The 16238-nt window shown below is 71.1% G+C and carries 14 protein-coding genes; 7 read left to right on the plus strand and 7 right to left on the minus strand.

Annotated features, from left to right (window positions below):
- Window positions 1-198 precede the first annotated feature (198 nt).
- From ACFP2V_RS10640 to ACFP2V_RS10670, 7 genes are all read right to left on the minus strand, one after another.
- A complete protein-coding gene (locus ACFP2V_RS10640; RefSeq protein ID WP_381209040.1) occupies window positions 199-357 on the minus strand; it encodes a hypothetical protein in 159 nt (52 codons plus the stop codon).
- A gap of 13 nt (window positions 358-370) precedes the next feature.
- Complete coding sequence (locus tag ACFP2V_RS10645) at window positions 371-1270, minus strand: LLM class flavin-dependent oxidoreductase (protein ID WP_381209043.1); 900 nt, start codon at window positions 1268-1270, stop codon at window positions 371-373.
- Window positions 1267-3513: an LLM class flavin-dependent oxidoreductase gene (locus ACFP2V_RS10650; protein WP_381209046.1), complete on the minus strand. Its 2247-nt coding sequence runs from the start codon at window positions 3511-3513 to the stop codon at window positions 1267-1269. The genes ACFP2V_RS10645 and ACFP2V_RS10650 overlap by 4 nt, the downstream gene beginning before the upstream one ends.
- Window positions 3510-4136, minus strand: a complete 627-nt coding sequence (locus ACFP2V_RS10655; RefSeq protein ID WP_381209048.1) for an antibiotic biosynthesis monooxygenase — start codon at window positions 4134-4136, stop codon at window positions 3510-3512. Before ACFP2V_RS10655 ends, ACFP2V_RS10650 begins: the two co-directional genes overlap by 4 nt.
- Before the next feature lie 120 nt (window positions 4137-4256).
- Entirely contained in the window at window positions 4257-7070 is a 2814-nt protein-coding gene (locus tag ACFP2V_RS10660; protein ID WP_381209051.1) for a helix-turn-helix transcriptional regulator, read from the minus strand.
- A 9-nt stretch (window positions 7071-7079) separates the two neighbouring features.
- Entirely contained in the window at window positions 7080-7394 is a 315-nt protein-coding gene (locus tag ACFP2V_RS10665) for a GNAT family N-acetyltransferase (protein WP_381209054.1), read from the minus strand.
- A gap of 588 nt (window positions 7395-7982) precedes the next feature.
- Complete coding sequence (locus ACFP2V_RS10670) at window positions 7983-10727, minus strand: ATP-binding protein (RefSeq protein WP_381209057.1); 2745 nt, start codon at window positions 10725-10727, stop codon at window positions 7983-7985.
- 260 nt (window positions 10728-10987) lie between these two features.
- Here ACFP2V_RS10670 and ACFP2V_RS10675 point away from each other — a divergent pair, with 260 nt between their 5' ends.
- From ACFP2V_RS10675 to ACFP2V_RS10705, 7 genes are all read left to right on the plus strand, one after another.
- Window positions 10988-11866 carry an ABC transporter ATP-binding protein gene (locus tag ACFP2V_RS10675; RefSeq protein WP_381209060.1) on the plus strand — a complete coding sequence of 293 codons (879 nt, stop codon included), beginning with the start codon at window positions 10988-10990 and terminating at the stop codon, window positions 11864-11866.
- Window positions 11867-11903: 37 nt separating this feature from the next.
- The gene (locus tag ACFP2V_RS10680) at window positions 11904-12623 is read left to right on the plus strand and encodes an ABC transporter permease (RefSeq protein WP_381209063.1); all 720 of its coding nucleotides are present in this window, start codon (window positions 11904-11906) and stop codon (window positions 12621-12623) included.
- Between the two features lie 83 nt (window positions 12624-12706).
- The gene (locus ACFP2V_RS10685; RefSeq protein ID WP_381209066.1) at window positions 12707-13642 is read left to right on the plus strand and encodes a protein kinase domain-containing protein; all 936 of its coding nucleotides are present in this window, start codon (window positions 12707-12709) and stop codon (window positions 13640-13642) included.
- 41 nt (window positions 13643-13683) lie between these two features.
- Window positions 13684-14523 carry an alpha/beta fold hydrolase gene (locus ACFP2V_RS10690; RefSeq protein WP_381209068.1) on the plus strand — a complete coding sequence of 280 codons (840 nt, stop codon included), beginning with the start codon at window positions 13684-13686 and terminating at the stop codon, window positions 14521-14523.
- A gap of 31 nt (window positions 14524-14554) precedes the next feature.
- Complete coding sequence (locus ACFP2V_RS10695) at window positions 14555-14689, plus strand: hypothetical protein (protein WP_381209071.1); 135 nt, start codon at window positions 14555-14557, stop codon at window positions 14687-14689.
- A gap of 54 nt (window positions 14690-14743) precedes the next feature.
- Window positions 14744-14905 (plus strand): hypothetical protein, encoded by a 162-nt coding sequence (locus tag ACFP2V_RS10700; protein WP_381209074.1) that lies wholly within the window; start codon window positions 14744-14746, stop codon window positions 14903-14905.
- Window positions 14906-14990: 85 nt separating this feature from the next.
- Window positions 14991-15710, plus strand: a complete 720-nt coding sequence (locus ACFP2V_RS10705) for an IS6 family transposase (RefSeq protein WP_381209077.1) — start codon at window positions 14991-14993, stop codon at window positions 15708-15710.
- Window positions 15711-16238: the final 528 nt, after the last annotated feature.

Here is a 16238-nt window from a genome sequence, read left to right on the forward strand (position 1 = left end):
ATTCGCGCGTCCACCGGCTTCGCGTCGTCGGCAACAGTGATGTCCGTGGCGGCGAACGTGCTGCACGCCTGGCTGCGGGTCGGGGAGCGGCCGGCGGGGTGGTCACCGGGCGTCGCTCAGCAGATCGGGTCCGCGGTGTGGCCGATCGGGCTGTTGCTGTCCGGTCGAGGTGCTGTCCCGGGTGCGCTGGGCGCCGGCCTACCCGGGGTACCAGGGATGCCAGCCGGTCGACGCGAGGTCGGGGCGAACGCAGGCGGCGGTCTCGTCACTGGGGGCGAGGAACGGCAGCACGGGCGGTGGCTCGTGGTCAGCGCCTTCGAGGATCGCGATTTCCTGGCGAGGATCGCGCTCGGTCACCGGTCATCCCGGTTCAGCCCCTCCGCTCGGCGGCGACGAGCTCGCGGGCGCGTGGAGCGACCTCCCGGCCGAACAGCTCGAGTGCGCCCGGATCGTCGGAGGCGAGGACGAAACCGGACGTCCCGTGGGTCAGGGCGATGTCGGTGATCTGCTCGGCCCACTGCTCCGGCGGCCCGTCGAAGAGCCCGTCACCGTTGCTGGAGAACCGCCCGACGATGTTGAGGTAGCGGGTCACCACGGCCGGGTCGCGGCCAGCCTCGGTGGCGCCCTCGTCGATGTGCGCGTTCATCGCCGCCAGCGACGCCGGCCCGTCCGGCAGGTACACCAGCGATGGCAGCCACCCGTCGGCGAGTCGTCCGGTCAGCCGCAGCATCCGGGGCTTGAGCGCCCCGATCCGGATCGGGATCGGGTGGGCCGGGGCGGGGCCGCGTTTCGCACCGTCGACATGGTGGAACTCGCCGTCGACGCGCAGCCGGCCGGGCTCGTCGGCCGCCCAGATCCCCCGCATGATCGCGATGGCCTCCTCGGTCGCGCGGACGGCCTGGCCGGGTTCGAGCCGGGTCCCGCCCATGGCGGCGATGGCGTCCCAGAACGCGCCGGCGCCGAGGCCCATCTCGACCCGACCGTCGCTGAGCAGGTCCAGGCTCGCGGCGGCGCGGGCCAGCACCGCGGGCGGGCGCAACGGCAGGTTGAGCACGTTGCCGCAGATCCGGATCCGCTCGGTGCGGGCGGCGACGAACGACATGAGCGTCCACGTGTCGGTGAACGCCGCCTGGTACGGATGGTCCTGGTAGGTGACGAGATCCAGCCCGGCCCGTTCGGCGACGAGCGAGAGTTCGACGGGACGCATCGGGGGCTGTGCGACCGGCGTGATGAAGCAGCCGAAGGTCAGCTCGTGGCCGTAGTCGGTCATCGGGGACTCGCTTCCTGGGTGTCGGAGAAGTTGTCCGGGCGGCTGGGTGGGGACAGCGAGAAGTTGTCGTCGAAGACGCCGTCCGGGTCGTAGGTCGCCTTGAGTGCCCGCAGCCGGGCGAGCGTCCGCGGCGGCCAGGCCTGCTCGATCCGCTCGGGCCGCAGGCTCGTCTCGAAGCTGAGGTAGAGCCCGTCGAGGAACGGCGCGAGCAATGCCCACTGCGCGTCGACGGCCTCGGGATCGTCGCCCATGACGACGAGCGAGAAGTTCGGCGCCCGGTGCGGGTAGGCCGTCGCGTCCGGATCGACGTCGGCGACCGCACCGCCCACCGAGCGCAGCTGGAACCAGTGCACGGCACCACTGCGGAGCACCCGACTCGCGGCCGCCGCGAACTCCGGCGTGAGGTGGTGGACGAGCCCACTGCGGGAGACCGGCTCGCCGCGCGAGACCGGTGCGTCGTCACGCGCGTTCGCCATGATGTCGGCGTAGGAGGTGATGGCCACCTGTTGCTCGTACGTCGGGGCGAGCCCGGCCAGCGGCTGCAGCCTGGACAGCACGGTGTCCGGGTCCGGCGAGTCGACGACGGTGCGGGTGAGCGCCACCGCGGGCCGCCTGCCGCGCGGCGGTGGCACGATGAGGAAGCTGGTGAGGTCGCGCGGGGACTCCTCGACCACCCGGCCCCACTCGACCAGGTAGCGCGTGGTGTCCCGGACGATCTGGGTGAGCGCGGCCAACGCCACCGGGCCGACCTCGTCGGCGGAGAACTCGAACGCGGTCACGATCCCGAAGTTGGCCCCGGCACCGCGGACCGCCCAGAACAGGTCCGGGTTCTCCGCGTCGCTCGCCCGCACGACCGAGCCGTCGGCGAGCACCAGCTCCACCGCACGCAGCCGGTCGATCGTCAGCCCGTGCCCGCGGGCCAGGTAGCCGACGCCACCGGCGGTGGCCAGCCCTCCGACGCCGACGCCGCCGTAGTCTCCCGAGCTGATCGCCCAGCCGTACGGGGCGAGGGCGTTCGCGACGTCGGTCCAGCGGGCTCCCGGTCCGATCCGGACCCGGCGCGACGTCTCGTCGAGCACCTCGATGGTGTTCATCGGCGACACGTCGACGACGATGCCGCCGTCGTTGGTGGAGCGCCCGGACAGCCCGTGCCCCGCGCTGCGCCGGGACAGCGGCAGGTCGGGGTGCCGGCGGGCGAACGCCAGGGCGTCGACGACCTGTCCGACGGTCGCCGCCCGCAGGACGATGCCCGGTGAACCGCCGCGCAGGTATCCCCCGCGCAGACGCGCGTAGGCGAGGTCCCCCGGTTCGACGACCTCGGCCAGCCCGGCCGGGACGCCGTCGTAGTCGATGCCGGGGCGGCGCCGGGCGAGCGCCGCCGAGCGACGCACGCGCACCCCGGCCGCGCCGTGCGGGAGCGCCGCATCGGCACCCGCCCGCACCGCCGGAACGATCTCGCGGGCGAACCGGGTCAGGGTCGCCGGATCGTCGGTGCCGAGGTCGAGCACGATCGTCCCCACCCCCTGCTCGACGACGAGATCCAGCAGCGTGGCCGCCCAGCCGTCACCACTCGCGCCGGGAACGGTCACCCACCGGCGGATCTCGCGCGGGTCGCGCCCGGCGTCCCGGGCGGCCGCGTCGACGAGGAGCCGGCCCGCGGTGAGGTCGTCGGTGCCGGTCAGGGGCACCGACCAGCCGTCGGCGTGAGTGCCGGCCACCCGCGCCAGGTCCGGGTCGCGCGGGTCCGGTCCGCGCACCGTGATCGGCACGTCGTGCGCGGGCGCCGCCTTCTGCGCGCCGGCGAGCCGGCGCCGCGGACCGTCGACGCGGGCGAGTCCACGGTCGAGGACGTTCCACAGCTCGGCGACGACGTCGATCGTCTCCTCGCCGTCGTGCCCGGGTCCACCCATCGTGATCCCGAGCTCGACCCGGCCCGCGCTGAGGTGGTCGAGGCCTGCGGCCGCCCGGGCGAGCATCGCCGGGTTCCGCGCGGTGCCGTCGTGCCCGTCGGTGCCGATCCGGACCGTGTCGGTGACGGCGGCGATCCAAGACAGCAGCGTCCACGCCTCCGCGTCGGGGCGGTCCGGACGGTCGGGCACGACGACGAGGTCGAGCCCCAGCTCCTCGGCCGTGCGGGCGAGCCGGACCGTCGGTCCCGGGGCGGGTCCGACGGGCAGCCGGACACCGAACTCCACCGCGTGTCCGTAGTCCGCCCGGACCGACTGCCCGGGTGTGGCGGTCATCGGCGGATCCCGGCCCGCACCGCCAGCGGCACGTCGGCGCTGGCGGACCCGATGCTCCCGTTGGTGAGCAACGAGATCGGGTGGGCGTCGAGCGCGACGGCGACGGCCATCCGCCGCCGCGGGGGTGGCTGCGCCGGGACCCCGCCGTCGGTGGACCACCCCTCCGTCCTGCTCAGCTCACGGCGGGCGTTCTCGGCGTGGTGGTGCCCCTTGCAGCCGGCGAGGAACGTTGCCCGCCGCGGCGGTTCCGACCATGCCCAGGCCGACTCGCGGTCACGGAACCGGTGCACCACGATGCACCGTCCGTCCGGGGTGGTGGGCCGGAACGGTCCGCCGCCGAGGTTCCCCGGTGCGCTCGCCGCGGCGTCGATGAGGTCGCGCGCCCAGGTCTCGAAGTCGTGCTCGTGGCCCGGTTCGACGAGCCGCGCGAGGCTCACCGTCGCATCGCTCGCCCGGGCTGCGCTGTTCACCGAGCCTGCGGTCACGGTCACGGTGCCGGTCGCCCGCGCACGGCGGGGCTCGGAGTCGGGGTCGGGGTCGGGGCCGGGGCCGGAGTCGGGGTCGGGGTCGGGGCCGGGGCCGGAGTCGGGGTCGGGGTCGGGGTCGGGGTCGGGGTCGGTCACAGCGGGCCACACTCTCGTCGTCCGGGCGGTGCAGCACCGCCTGGTGGGTACCGGGTCGCCGGGAACGCTACGAACTCCCCGATCCGGGCGGATCGGGCATCCAATCGGTCACCGCCCGGGTCACCGATCGACCGAGCTGATCCGGAGGTCGCCCGCGAAGTCGATGCGGGCGAGCTCGGCGCGGGAGGTGATGCCCAGCTTGGGATAGACGTTGCCCAGGTGGTGGCCGACCGTGCGGGGGCTGATCAGCAGCTGTGCTGCGATCTCCCGGTTGGTGAGCCGGTCGGCGGCCAGCTGCGCGACCCGCAACTCCTGCGCGGTGAGCCCGACTGCGTCCCTCGGTCCGGCCGGCCCATGGATCCGCGAGCCTTTGCTCAGGGCCAGCTCGCGGAGCGCCCGAACCCGCAGCGGTTCCGCGCTGAGACGCTCGAAGACCTGGGCGGCACCCGCGAGATGGCGCCCGGCCTCGGCCCGCCGGCGCGCCCGCCGCAACCACTCCCCGTAGAGCAGCCGGGTGCGGGCGTACTCGAACGGATTGTCCGGCGCCCCCGGCACCTCGAGGGCAGCCCGGTAGGACTCCTCCGCCTCCGGCCCGTTCCGGACCAGTGCGCGGAGCCGGTGCGCGGCCGTGCGGGCCCAGGCCGCGCCGGTACGCCGCACCCAGCTGTCGATCATGGTGATCTGCGGTTCGACCACGTCGAGCCGGCCGACCTGCACCGCCGCCTCGACGGTGTCCGCGGCGGCGAGGAGCGCGCACGTGCGGTGGGCGGCGTCGTGACCAGGCTCGGACAGGCACACGAGGTGGTCCAGCGCCTCCTGCGGGCGGCCGGCGAACAGAGCCGCCCGGCCCCGGTGCCAGTACGCGTTCGCACTCAGCGCCCGCACCCCGCGCGGGACCGAGGCCGCGAGTACCCGGGTGGTGAGGTCGTCGACGGTGTGCTCGTCGCCGCGGGGGGCGGCCAGGGACGCCTGGATGAGCCGGCACTGCGTGGCCACATTCTCTGTTTCGACCTCCTCGGCCAGCTCCAGTGCCTCGACGGCAGCGTTCCCGGCGGCGTCCCACCTGCCCGCGGTGACGTCGAGGACCGCGGTCTGGGCGAGCACCGCCGCCAGCGCGGTGATCTCCTGGCGCCGCCGCAGCGCCACGGTCTGCACGCGCAGCACGTCGTGCAGCGGGCCATCGACACCCCAGGACTGCAGTAGCGGGATCGGTGGCAGCAGGCCCCACGCCCGCGTCCCCAACCGGTCCGCGAGATTGCCGACCGTCTCCGGGGCGACCGGGGCGGCCGGGGCGGTCGCGTCGTGGCAGGACCACCAGGAACGCAGCAGGGGCACCAGCTCGGACAGGGTGGGATCGCCGCTGGTATTCACGGCCGGCAGCCGCTCCAGCGCCTGCTGCTGGAGGTCGTCCCGCCCGGCCGACCACGCGGAGCGGACCGCCACCGAGCCCATTTCCATGACCCCGCGGGGATCCTCGACGACGGCCATGTCGGAGGTCAGGTAGTGATGGGCACGCTCCGGCACGCCGTAGGCGAACTCGAGGAACCCGCGCAGCCCGCCGCTCAGGCGGGCGACGTGGCGCTCGCCGACCAGGTTCTCGGCGTCGTCGAGCAACTGACGGGCCGCCTCGGAGTCCCCCGCGGCCCACGCGGCACGGGCGGCGGCCGCGAGCCGGCGCGCCGCGTCGCCCTCGTCCGGGGACAGCTCGGCGGCCCGCCGCAGCGTGCGGACCGCCGTCGGCCCGGCGCTGCGCCGCAGCGACTGCTCCGCTGCCTGCTCCAGCAGCGCGGCGACGTCCTCGTCGGCCGTATCGGCCGCGGCGGCCAGGTGCCAGGCCCGTTCCGCGGTGGCGTCGGTCGGCAGGGCGGCGGCCAGCGCCCGGTGGGCGGCCTGCCGCTCCGCGAAGGGCGTGCCGTCGTAGACGGCCGCCGGGATCAACGGGTGTCGGAACTCCAGCCGGGGCCCCGGAGCGCGGACCAGTCCGGAGCGCAGAAGCTCGTCCCAGGTCGACATGTCGACCCCCCAGCCGGCCCCTGCACGGTGCACCACGTGCCGGTCGCCCCGCTCCTCGGCGGCGGCCAGCAGCAGCAGCGCGCGGGCCGGTGGCGACATGGCCGCGGCCCGGGCGACGAACGCCCGCCGCAGCCGCGGCCCGACCGTCATCAGGTCGCCGGGCCGTCCGGGCACCGGGTCGGCGTCGGGCTCGTTGTCGATCGTGGGCAGCTCGTGCAGCGCCAGCGGGTTGCCGCCGGCCGCCCGGACCGTGCGGTCGACCAGGTCCTCGGTCGCTCCAGGCACGGCGGCGGCGACGAGCCTGCGGGCGTCGTCCTCGGCCAGGCCCACGACCTCCAGCGCCGGCAACCCCTCCCACGGCCCGACATGCGGATCCTCGTGTCCGGTGAGGAGCACCGCGACCGGATCGGCGCCGATCCGGCGCGCGAGGAAGCCCAGGCAGTGCGCCGTCGCCTCGTTCACCCACTGGGCGTCGTCCACCACGACGAGCACCGGACGTTCCCGGGCCATGCCGCATACCAGCGACAGCACGGCCGCGCCGACGAGGAACGGGTTGGTCTCGTCCCGGCTCAGCCCCAGCGCGCCGCGCAGCGCCGCGGCCTGCGGGGCGGCGAGCGTGTCCAACCGGTCCATCACCGGCCACAGCAGCTCGTGCAGGGCGGCGAACGCGATGCCCGCCTCCATCCGGGTGCCCCGGCAGCGCAACACCGTGACGTCGGGTGCGGTGTCGACGGCGTACTCGAGCAGAGCGGTCTTGCCGATGCCCGGCTCGCCCCACAGCACGAGCCCGGAGCCCGCACCGTCCGCTGCGCGGGCCAGCACACCGTCGAGTGCCGCGGTCTCCGCGCCCCGCCCGAACAACTCCATGTCGCCGTGGAATCGCGGCGGCACGGTCACAGGGTCGAGGGTCAGGTCGGTCATGTCAGCCACCTAGTCGCTGACCCTGGACGGGGCCGCGTTGTAGAGCAGGTCGCGGTACTCGGGGTGATTGCGCAGCCAACTGATGATGAAGGGGCAGATCACCAGCGCTTTCAGTCCTCGTTCGCGGATATCGTCGAGCGCGGCGCGGGCCAGGGCACCGCCGACTCCTCGACCCTCGAAGGTCGGGTCGACCTCGGTGTGAGTCAGGACGATCAGCTCGCTGGTCTCCTGGTAGTCGATGAATCCGGCGACCGTCGTCTCGCCGACGGACGCTTCGTAGCGCCGCCGGTCCGGATTCCTGGTCACGTTCACGTCGATGGACATTGTTTGTTGAGCCTCCCGTTTCGGTGCTGTGACAGATCGTCATCTCGGGTCGACCGTGGGTTGCCCGGTGGCCAGACGAATCAGATCGGTAGCGCTTCCCGCTCGCCACGTGGAAGGTCAGATACTCGTCGGGCCAGAGGTCGTCAAAGTTGAGTTCATCAACTTCGATGACGGGACTGGCGAACACGACGTTCCTTTCGCTTCGGAGCGTTGCGGTGTCCCCAGACTCGCGCAGCAGACGCTCGTTCGCGTCAGGGAGAGTTGCCTAGCCTGGTCTACCCAACCTGGTCCCAGCCTGGTTCGGGTGGACAGCCTGCCCTGGACCCGGACCGGGCAGCCAAGCGGCGGATCTGGTGGGCCGGCGCGCCGACGCGAGACGGTCGGACAGCGTCTCGCCCGGGTGCGTGCCGCGGCTGGACCGTGCCGGTGCGCAACCCAACCCGCAGCGGGACTTGACCGGGCCCACCTGGGTCCGGCGTCCGGATCGCACGTCGGAACACGACCGGACCGGGGCCTGGTCGGGCCCCCTCGCCACCCCTTACTTGACGATTGTCATCCGGAGCTTCTGACCGTGGTCTGCCTGTCTGGTCAGGGAAGCGGCAGTTCTCTGAGCTGCCGGCGGGAGGTGATGCCCAGCTTGCGGAAGATGCTGCGGAGGTGGGCTTCAACCGTGCGTGGGCTGAGGAACAGTTGCGCAGCGACCTCCCGGGAGGTCGCCCCGGTGGCCACCAGCCGTGCGATGTGCAGCTCGTGGGCGGTGAGGGAGTCGGTCGGCTGGGCGGTCCGTTTGCGGGGATGCTCACCGGTGGCGCGCAACTCGCGGGCGGCCCGCTCGGCGAACGCCTCCGCCCCCATGTCCGACAGCAGCTGGTGGGCGGTGCGGAGGTGTTCGCGTGCGTCCTGGCGACGACGTTCGCGGCGCAGCCACTCGCCGTAGACGAGATGGGTACGAGCGAGGTAACCGCCCATCCGGGTGTGCTTGAGCTGCGCGATCGCCTCGCGGTACTGATCCTCGGCTGCCGATCCGGTGCTCGTGAGCGCCTGTGAACGCGCCGCCATTCCCAGCGCCCACGGCGTCCCGCTGGCACGGGCCCGGGAGCAGAACTGCTTCATCGTCTCGACCGCGCGTTCCAGTTGACCGGCGCGGGCAGCTGACTCGATGAGCTCGAAGTGGACCAGGTTGCTGAGCGACAGCTCGGGGGACTCGAACGCCCGTGCCGCAGCGTCCTGCGCCGCCGGATAGTTGCCCAGCCCGTTGTGGAGCACCGCCATCGCGTACTGAGCCATGGAGGCCTCCGTACTCTCGTCGGAGAAGGCGACGTCTTGGGCGGTGATGGCGTTGAGCGCCGTGGTCTCCGTCTGGTCGCCACGCCAGGCACTCAGGATGATGTGAGCGTGCCGTAGCTGTACGCCGCCGGTGGCCTGCGTGATGGCCGTCGCCTCGGTGGCGAGCTCGCCGGCTCGGGCGAGTTCGCCCATCAGGACCGAAGTGATGGACAGGAAGCGCAGCGAGTCGGGGAGCGTCGCCAGCGCACCGGCCTCACGAGCCAGCTGGACGTTACGGCAGGCCAGCAAGTAGAGCAGCTCGTCATCGAGGATTGCCAGCGCGTTGCGACAGGCCAGCCGCAGCCAGCGGTCGCTCTGGCGGTCTGGCTCGGCGTCCGTGAGTAGATTGTCGCGAAACGCCTCCAGGGCGTGCCGCAGCACGAGCGCTCCCGCCGCATATCCACTCGTCAAGGTCTTCGTGAGGCCATCAAGCAACTGGTCCTGCGGCTGCGGCGACCTGGGCGGTGCAGGTGCGGCCCGAGCGGCCTCGGCGACGTCCAGGACGCCGCGGTCGGAGTCACCGGTCACGAGCGCCGCGTCGAGCGCGTGCAGGTAGGTCTCACGGGCCAGGGCCGCATCGAGCGGGGTGAGGGTCCTGGCGGCGTCCAGCAGCATTTCCGGCACCCCGCTTCCGCGCGTGGTGTGGAAGGCGACCTGGGCGCGCAGCAACTTCAGGCGTGCTGCTTGCAACGCGTCCAGCGGCCCGGCGGCCGCGACCGTCAGTAGCCTCAGGGCGCTCTCGGGCGCGCCGGCCTCGTGCTTGGCGTGCGCAGCTTCCAGCGCCCGTCTCGTACGGGCGGCGGGCTCGGGGGTCAGCTCTGCGGCTTGCTGCAGGAACGCGGCTGCGGCAGCGAGCCCACCGCGGGAGCGCGCCCGGTCGGCCGAGCGCTCCAACTCGGCGGCGGCCTCCTCGTCGATGCCCAGCACGCCCTGCCCGCGGTGCCAAGCGCGCCGGTCAGGGTCGACCTGTGGGTCGGTAGCGTCGGCCAGCGCGCGGTGGGCTCGACGCTGATCCGGCGCTGTGGCCGCCTGGTAGACCGCAGAGCGGACCAGAGGATGACGGAACCGCACCCGAGCGCCTATCTCCAGCAACCCGCCGGCCTCCGCAGGTAGGGCCGCCTGGGGGGAGATGCCCAGGTGGGTGGCCGCGCGCCACAGCAGCGCCGTATCGCCGGTCGGGTCGGCCGCCGCGACCAACAGCAGCAGTTGGGTCTCGGCCGGCAGCCTGGCCGAACGGCGTTGGAAGCCGTCCTCGATGCGGCGAGGAACACTCAGCACGTCTGGCCGCTCGAACCCTCCGGCGAACTGTGCCGGGGGTGCGCCTCGGGGCAGCTCCAGCAGCGCCAACGGGTTACCGCGCGCCTCGGCGACGATCCGGTCGCGCACCCCGTCATCGAGCGGTGTGCGGACCGCGGCGGCCAGCAGCGCCTGCGCGTCGGTCTCACCGAGCCCCTCCAGGCGCAGGGCGGGCAACCCGGGGAACGGATGATCGTCGCCTGCGCCGGAGTCGCGCAGCGCGAACACCAGCGCCACCCGCTCGGCCGACATCCGCCGTGCCACGAACGCCAAGACCTGAGCGGACGCCTCGTCCAGCCACTGCGCATCGTCGACGAGACACAGCAGCGGTGCCTCCTCGGCGGCCTCGGCCAGCAGGTTGAGGACGGCCAGCCCGACCAGGAAGAGGTCCGGCGCGAGACCGGCTCGCAGTCCGAACGCCACGCCCAGGGCGGCCTGCTGTGGGTCGGGCAGCGCGTCCGCGCGGCCCAGCAGCGGCGCGCACAGCTGGTGCAGGCCAGCGAACACGAACTGCGTCTCGGACTCCGCTCCGACCGAGCTCTCCACCCGGAAGCCCGAGGGGGCCGCGGTCTCGCGGGCGTACTCGAGCAAGGCGGTCTTCCCGATGCCGGCTTCCCCGCGCACCACAAGCGTCCCGCTGCGCCCGGCCCGTGCCTGCGTGAGCAGTTGTTCGACCGCCTCGCGCTCCGCACGCCGGCCCAAGAGGTCCATCAGTTTCGGCTCCCCTCGAGTTCGCACCGGACTAGGTAATTCTTACCTATGCGAACCACAGCCCGACAGCCGGGGCTCGGAATGTGGGCGTGATGACCGGCGAAAGACATCGGGGCTTCCACCGAGGCGAAGGCACCGCGCCCGGCGCGAGTCTGATGACACGGCACGAACCGGCATTGACCGGGTCAGCCGGACCTCCTCGGCCCGGGAACGGGCCTGACCCGTGACGCCACCGGCTCGTGGACACGAAAGGAAACACCATGCCCGCCACTCCCGTCATCGACGTCGAACGTCTGAACGTGACCTACGGTGACTTCACCGCCGTCCGTGACCTGTCCTTCCACGTGAAGCGCGGCGAGTTCTACGCGTTGCTGGGCACGAACGGAGCCGGTAAGACGTCCACCCTGGAGGTGGTCGAGGGTCACCGCCGGGTCGCCTCCGGCACGGTGCGGATCTTCGGTGAGAGCCCGCAGGATCGGCGCGCGGTGCGGCCGCGGATGGGCATCATGCTGCAGGAGAGTGGCTTCTCCCCGGATCTGACGGTGCGGGAGTCGGTCGGCCTGATCGGCGCGCTGAGCGGGAGACACGACGACGTGGACCGGGTGCTCGGCATCGCCGGCCTCACCCGCAAGGCGAGCACCAGGGTCTCCCAGCTGTCCGGTGGCGAGAAGCGCCGACTGGACTTCGCCACCGCCGTGTACGGCGGGCCCGAGCTGGTCATCCTTGACGAGCCCACCACCGGGCTGGACATCCAGTCCCGCGACGCCCTCTGGGCCGCTGTCGACAGGCTGCGCGAAGAGGGGGCCACGATCGTGCTCACCACCCACTACTTGGAGGAGGCCCAGCAGCGCGCCGACCGCATCGGCCTCATGCACGAGGGCACGCTCCGTCGGGAAGGCACGGTCGCGGAGCTGACGCAGGCCCTGCCGTCGGTGATCAGTTTCGCGCTTCCCCCCGGCGCTCCCGAGCCGCCGATCGTGGGTGCGCTCAATGGGGCCTTCCACATCGAGACCTTCAACCTGCAGGACGACCTCTACCGGTTGCTGGGTTGGGCGCATGACACCGGGGTGGAGCTGCGAGACCTGCAGGCCGGCCCGACCCGCCTCGACGACGTCTTCCGCGCCATCAGCCGCGACTGAAACCACACGGCACTTTGCCACGAAAGGAACCACCAGCATGTTGGAGATCGCTCGCAGTGAGATGATCCAGATCTTCCGGAACCGGCTGGTCCTGGTCACCGGTCTTGTCATCCCGGTCGTCGTCAGCGGCTACTTCGTCTACCAGCACGAGGTGTTCTCCGATCTCGGCGGCCTCGGCTACATCGCGGCGATCGTGATGTTCAGCGTGCTGGCCTTAGGGCTGTACACCACGGCGGTGACCACGCTGGCCTCGCGCCGCCAGAACCTCTTCCTCAAGCGGCTGCGCGCCACCGCCGCGGGCGACGCGGACATCCTCGCCGGGCTGGTCCTGCCGGTCACCGTTATCGCGCTCATCCAAGCGGTCGCGATCCTGATCGTGCTGGGTGTGGTCGCCACCGGACCGGCTCAGATCCCGCTCCTCGCGGTCGCGATCCTGGCAACGACGGCCATGCTGGTCGCCCTGGCTCTGGCCACGGCAGGACTCACGAACTCCCCAGAGCATGCCCAGGTGACCACCCTGCCGGTGAGCCTGTCTGTGATCGCGGTGGCCAGCTGGGTGGGAATCACCGGCACCGAGGACCTCGCCCTGTTCAAGCGGCTGCTTCCCGGAGGCGCGGCCACCGAACTGATCGTCAACGCCTGGAACGGCGGCGTCCCCCTCGCCGATTCCCTGTCCCTCCTGCCGATCACCATGGCCTGGGTTCTCGTCGCCGTCGCACTGGCTGTCCGGTTCTTCCGCTGGGAGCCGCGTCGATGAGCCTGACATGCACCGAAGGGGCTCAGCCGGTCTCGGCGACACGATCACCATCACGATCTCTCCCGGACGGCGGAGAAGGGCTGATGAATGCGGATCGAGTCATTAACGGTCGGTACGAAGTGGGTGACGTCATCGGTCGGGGTGCTACGGCCCACGTCCACCGCGGTCGCGACATCCCCTCGGGCCGTTCGGTCGCCATCAAGATGCTCCGCAAGGACCTCGTGCGAGATCCCGTGGTCCGGTCCCGCTTCCAGCGCGAAGCGGTGACGGTGGCTGGTCTCAGCCATCCCGCCATCGTCTCCATCTACGACATTGGGCACGAGGAAGTCGGAGGTGGCTCGGCGGGCAAGGTCCGGGTTCCCTTCATCGTCATGGAGTACGTCGAGGGACGGTCCTTGCGGGATCTCCTCAGGATGCGCGGGCTCACGCTCAACGAAACGATTCAGTATCAGGTCGGGATCCTCTCGGCGCTCGATTTCAGCCATCGAGCAGGCATCGTCCATCGCGACATCAAGCCGGCCAACGTGATGATCACGCCCGAGGGCGCAGTCAAGGTCGTGGACTTCGGAATTTCGCGTGCCACTGGCGATCCGGCCCTGACCCAGGCCCAGGTGGTCCTCGGAACTCCTTCGTACCTCTCTCCCGAGCAGGCGTGCGGTGAAACCGTGGACGCCCGCAGCGACCTCTACTCCGCAGGCTGCGTGCTCTACGAACTCCTAACCGGGCGGCCACCGTTCGTCGGAGACAACTCCCTCTCCGTTGCCTACCGACACGTCCACGAGCAGCCCGCGCAGGCCGGCACCGCCCTTCCGGCACTTGATGCCGTACTCGCGAAGGCTCTCGCCAAGGAGCGGGAGGACCGTTTCCAGGACGCGCGCTCGTTCGAGGAGGCGCTCTTGTCCGCGGCGAAAGACACCAGGCACGTCCATCACGGCGCTCTTGTGAGCACCTTCGACACCGACGGGCCCTTGGCAGCCGCCCTGGGCAGCCGCATCGGTATGGCCGACATCGGCTGTTGACCGGCACAGCAGAACCGAACAACGAGGAAAGGAACCACGTTATGGGATTCATCACCGTCGGCAACGAGAACAGCACCCCCATCGAGCTCTACTACGAGGATCAGGGCGCGGGACAGCCCGTGGTCCTCATCCACGGGTATCCCCTGAACGGTCACAGCTGGGAGCGCCAGGCGCGCAGTCTGCTCGCCGCCGGGTACCGCGTCATCACCTACGACCGTCGCGGCTTCGGCCAGTCGTCCAAGATCGGGTCCGGCTACGACTACGACACGTTCGCCGCCGACCTCAACACCGTGCTCGAAACCCTCGACCTCCGTGAGGTCGTCCTGGTCGGTTTCTCGATGGGCACCGGGGAGCTCGCCCGCTACGTCTCGCGGTACGGCCACCAGCGGGTCGCGAAGCTCGCGTTTCTCGCCTCGCTGGAACCGTTCCTCCTCGCCGGGGACGACAACCCCGAGGGGATGCCGCAAGTGGTCTTCGACGGGATCGAGGCAGCGGCGAGGGAGGACCGCTACGCCTGGTTCACACAGTTCTTCTCCGACTTCTACAACCTCGAGGAGAACCTCGTCAGCCGGATCAGCCAGGAGGCGGTCGCCGGCAGTTGGAACGTCGCCATCTCCAGCGCTCCGGTGGCGGCCTACGCCGTCGTCTCCTCGTGGATCGAGGACTTCCGCGCCGACGTCGAGGCGGTCCGGGCCAGCGGCAAGCCGGCCTTGATCCTGCACGGTACGGCGGACAACATCCCGCCGATCGAGGTCACGGCCCGCCGCTTCCGCAAGCTTCTCCCGGACGCCGACTACCTCGAGATCGAGGGCGCGCCGCACGGGCTGCTCTGGACGCACGCCGACGACGTCAACGCCGCGCTGCGGTCCTTCCTCGGCTGACCGATGGGGGCACAGCGAGGAAGAAGAGCTCATGGACGAGAAGCTGATGTCGGTCCGGGGCGATCTGCTGATCGTCGAGGACCTGATGCTGCTCCTGATGAACGACGACGGCGCCCCCCCCAGGCGCCGGGCACCCTGTACTACACGCTTGGCGCCGCCGTGCTGACCGAGCTCACGTTGCTCGGTCGGAAGGGTCACCCACCAGACAGCCATCGACCGCATGCTTCAGGCCTGGGCGCAGCCGATCACCTCGCTGGTATTCGGCTGTGAGCTCATGCGCAACTGGGCACGCTCGGATGCTGACCGGTACCGCACCGGCATCAACGACTACTTCCGCCGCAAGCGTGAAGCGGGACAGTCCTCAGGCGACCCGTTCTCCTGAGCCCGAAAGGACACCAGATGGCACTGTCATGTTGACCAACCGGGTGGAATGAACTTCTGGTTGGTCATGTCGGGAGGGGTCGTTCGTGGACAGCGCGCCGCCGTCGTACAAGGGGCACCGGTACCCGGTCGAGATCATCGCCCACTGCGTGTGGCTGTACCACCGCTTCCCGCTGTCGTTCCGCGAAGCCGGGGAGCTCATGCTCGAGCGCGGTGTCGTCGTCTCGTATGAGACGGTCCGCCGCTGGTGCGCCAAGTTCGGGCAGGCCTATGCCGGCGCGCTGCACCGCCGGCAGCCCCGGCCCGGCGACACATGGCACCTGGACGAGGTCTTCATCAAAATCAATGGCGAGTTGAAGTACCTGTGGCGGGCCGTCGACCAGGACGGGATGGTGCTGGACATCCTCGTACAGTCCCGCCGGGACACCGTTGCGGCCCGGCGCTTCTTCCGCAGGCTGCTGAAAACGACGTGTTCGGTGCCACGAGTGATCGTCACCGACAGGCTCCACTCCTGCGGCGCGGCCCACCGCGAGGTCATGCCCTCCGTCGAGCACCGCTCCCACCAAGGCCTGAACAACCGGGCCGAGAACAGCCACCAGCCCACCCGGCAGCGCGAACGTGCGATGAAGGGCTTCCGCTCCGTCGGCGGGGCCCAGCGGTTCCTGGCCGCGTTCAGCGGCATCCCACCGCACTTCCGGCCCCGCCGCCACCTGATGACCGCCACCCACTACCGCGCCGAGATGACCGTCCGCTTCACCATCTGGGACCAGGTCACCGGCGTCGCCGGCCTGCCTGCCACGGCCTGAGCACGAAGCCGGAACCCGGCCCCAGCACACCCGACACACCATCAGGCACTCACACACTCAACAACGTGACAGCGCCCTGCCACCAGCTTCTGCCAGACCGGCCCGGCTCCCAGATGTTCGAACAGCCCCAGGGCCAGAACGAAGTACACCCCGACGCCTGAGTCGCTCGGCGTGGTTGCGGCTCGAATGGTCGGGTCCCTTGACGTGGTGCGGGCGGTCAACCGCCTTCTGCATCAGTGGGATTGGGGAGCGTGGGGCGTGATGCGTCTAGTTGACACATCAAGTGTCGATGTAATGTGGGTGACACGTCATCTATTTGATTGGGCGGGCTGTTCCCGAGGCCGCGACCGTCCCGATACGGAGGCCGAGCCCGCTCGTGACGCGGTATCAGCCGATTCAGCGTGGTGGTTGGCCGATTCGGCCTCAGGGGCGCCCGCGCGGACGCGTACGGCCGTATTCCGGCATCGATGTCGACGGCGTCCGTCTGAGCGCTCTGAGCATGCGGATAAAAACACCAGGAGAGGGACC

It is taken from the genome of Streptomyces incanus, assembly GCF_042656345.1.
In the GTDB taxonomy this organism is placed as follows: Bacteria; Actinomycetota; Actinomycetes; order Streptomycetales; family Streptomycetaceae; genus Streptomyces; species Streptomyces incanus.

Bases quoted from the DNA above. Each gene is read 5' to 3' on its own strand.
- ACFP2V_RS10645 (WP_381209043.1), bottom strand. From the start codon at position 1,270: ATGACCGACTACGGCCACGAGCTGACCTTCGGCTGCTTCATCACGCCG.
- ACFP2V_RS10650 (WP_381209046.1), bottom strand. From the start codon at position 3,513: ATGACCGCCACACCCGGGCAGTCGGTCCGGGCGGACTACGGACACGCG.
- ACFP2V_RS10660 (WP_381209051.1), bottom strand. From the start codon at position 7,070: ATGACCGACCTGACCCTCGACCCTGTGACCGTGCCGCCGCGATTCCAC.
- ACFP2V_RS10665 (WP_381209054.1), bottom strand. From the start codon at position 7,394: ATGTCCATCGACGTGAACGTGACCAGGAATCCGGACCGGCGGCGCTAC.
- ACFP2V_RS10670 (WP_381209057.1), bottom strand. From the start codon at position 10,727: ATGGACCTCTTGGGCCGGCGTGCGGAGCGCGAGGCGGTCGAACAACTG.
- ACFP2V_RS10675 (WP_381209060.1), top strand. From the start codon at position 10,988: ATGCCCGCCACTCCCGTCATCGACGTCGAACGTCTGAACGTGACCTAC.
- ACFP2V_RS10680 (WP_381209063.1), top strand. From the start codon at position 11,904: ATGTTGGAGATCGCTCGCAGTGAGATGATCCAGATCTTCCGGAACCGG.
- ACFP2V_RS10685 (WP_381209066.1), top strand. From the start codon at position 12,707: ATGAATGCGGATCGAGTCATTAACGGTCGGTACGAAGTGGGTGACGTC.
- ACFP2V_RS10690 (WP_381209068.1), top strand. From the start codon at position 13,684: ATGGGATTCATCACCGTCGGCAACGAGAACAGCACCCCCATCGAGCTC.
- ACFP2V_RS10695 (WP_381209071.1), top strand. From the start codon at position 14,555: ATGGACGAGAAGCTGATGTCGGTCCGGGGCGATCTGCTGATCGTCGAG.
- ACFP2V_RS10700 (WP_381209074.1), top strand. From the start codon at position 14,744: ATGCTTCAGGCCTGGGCGCAGCCGATCACCTCGCTGGTATTCGGCTGT.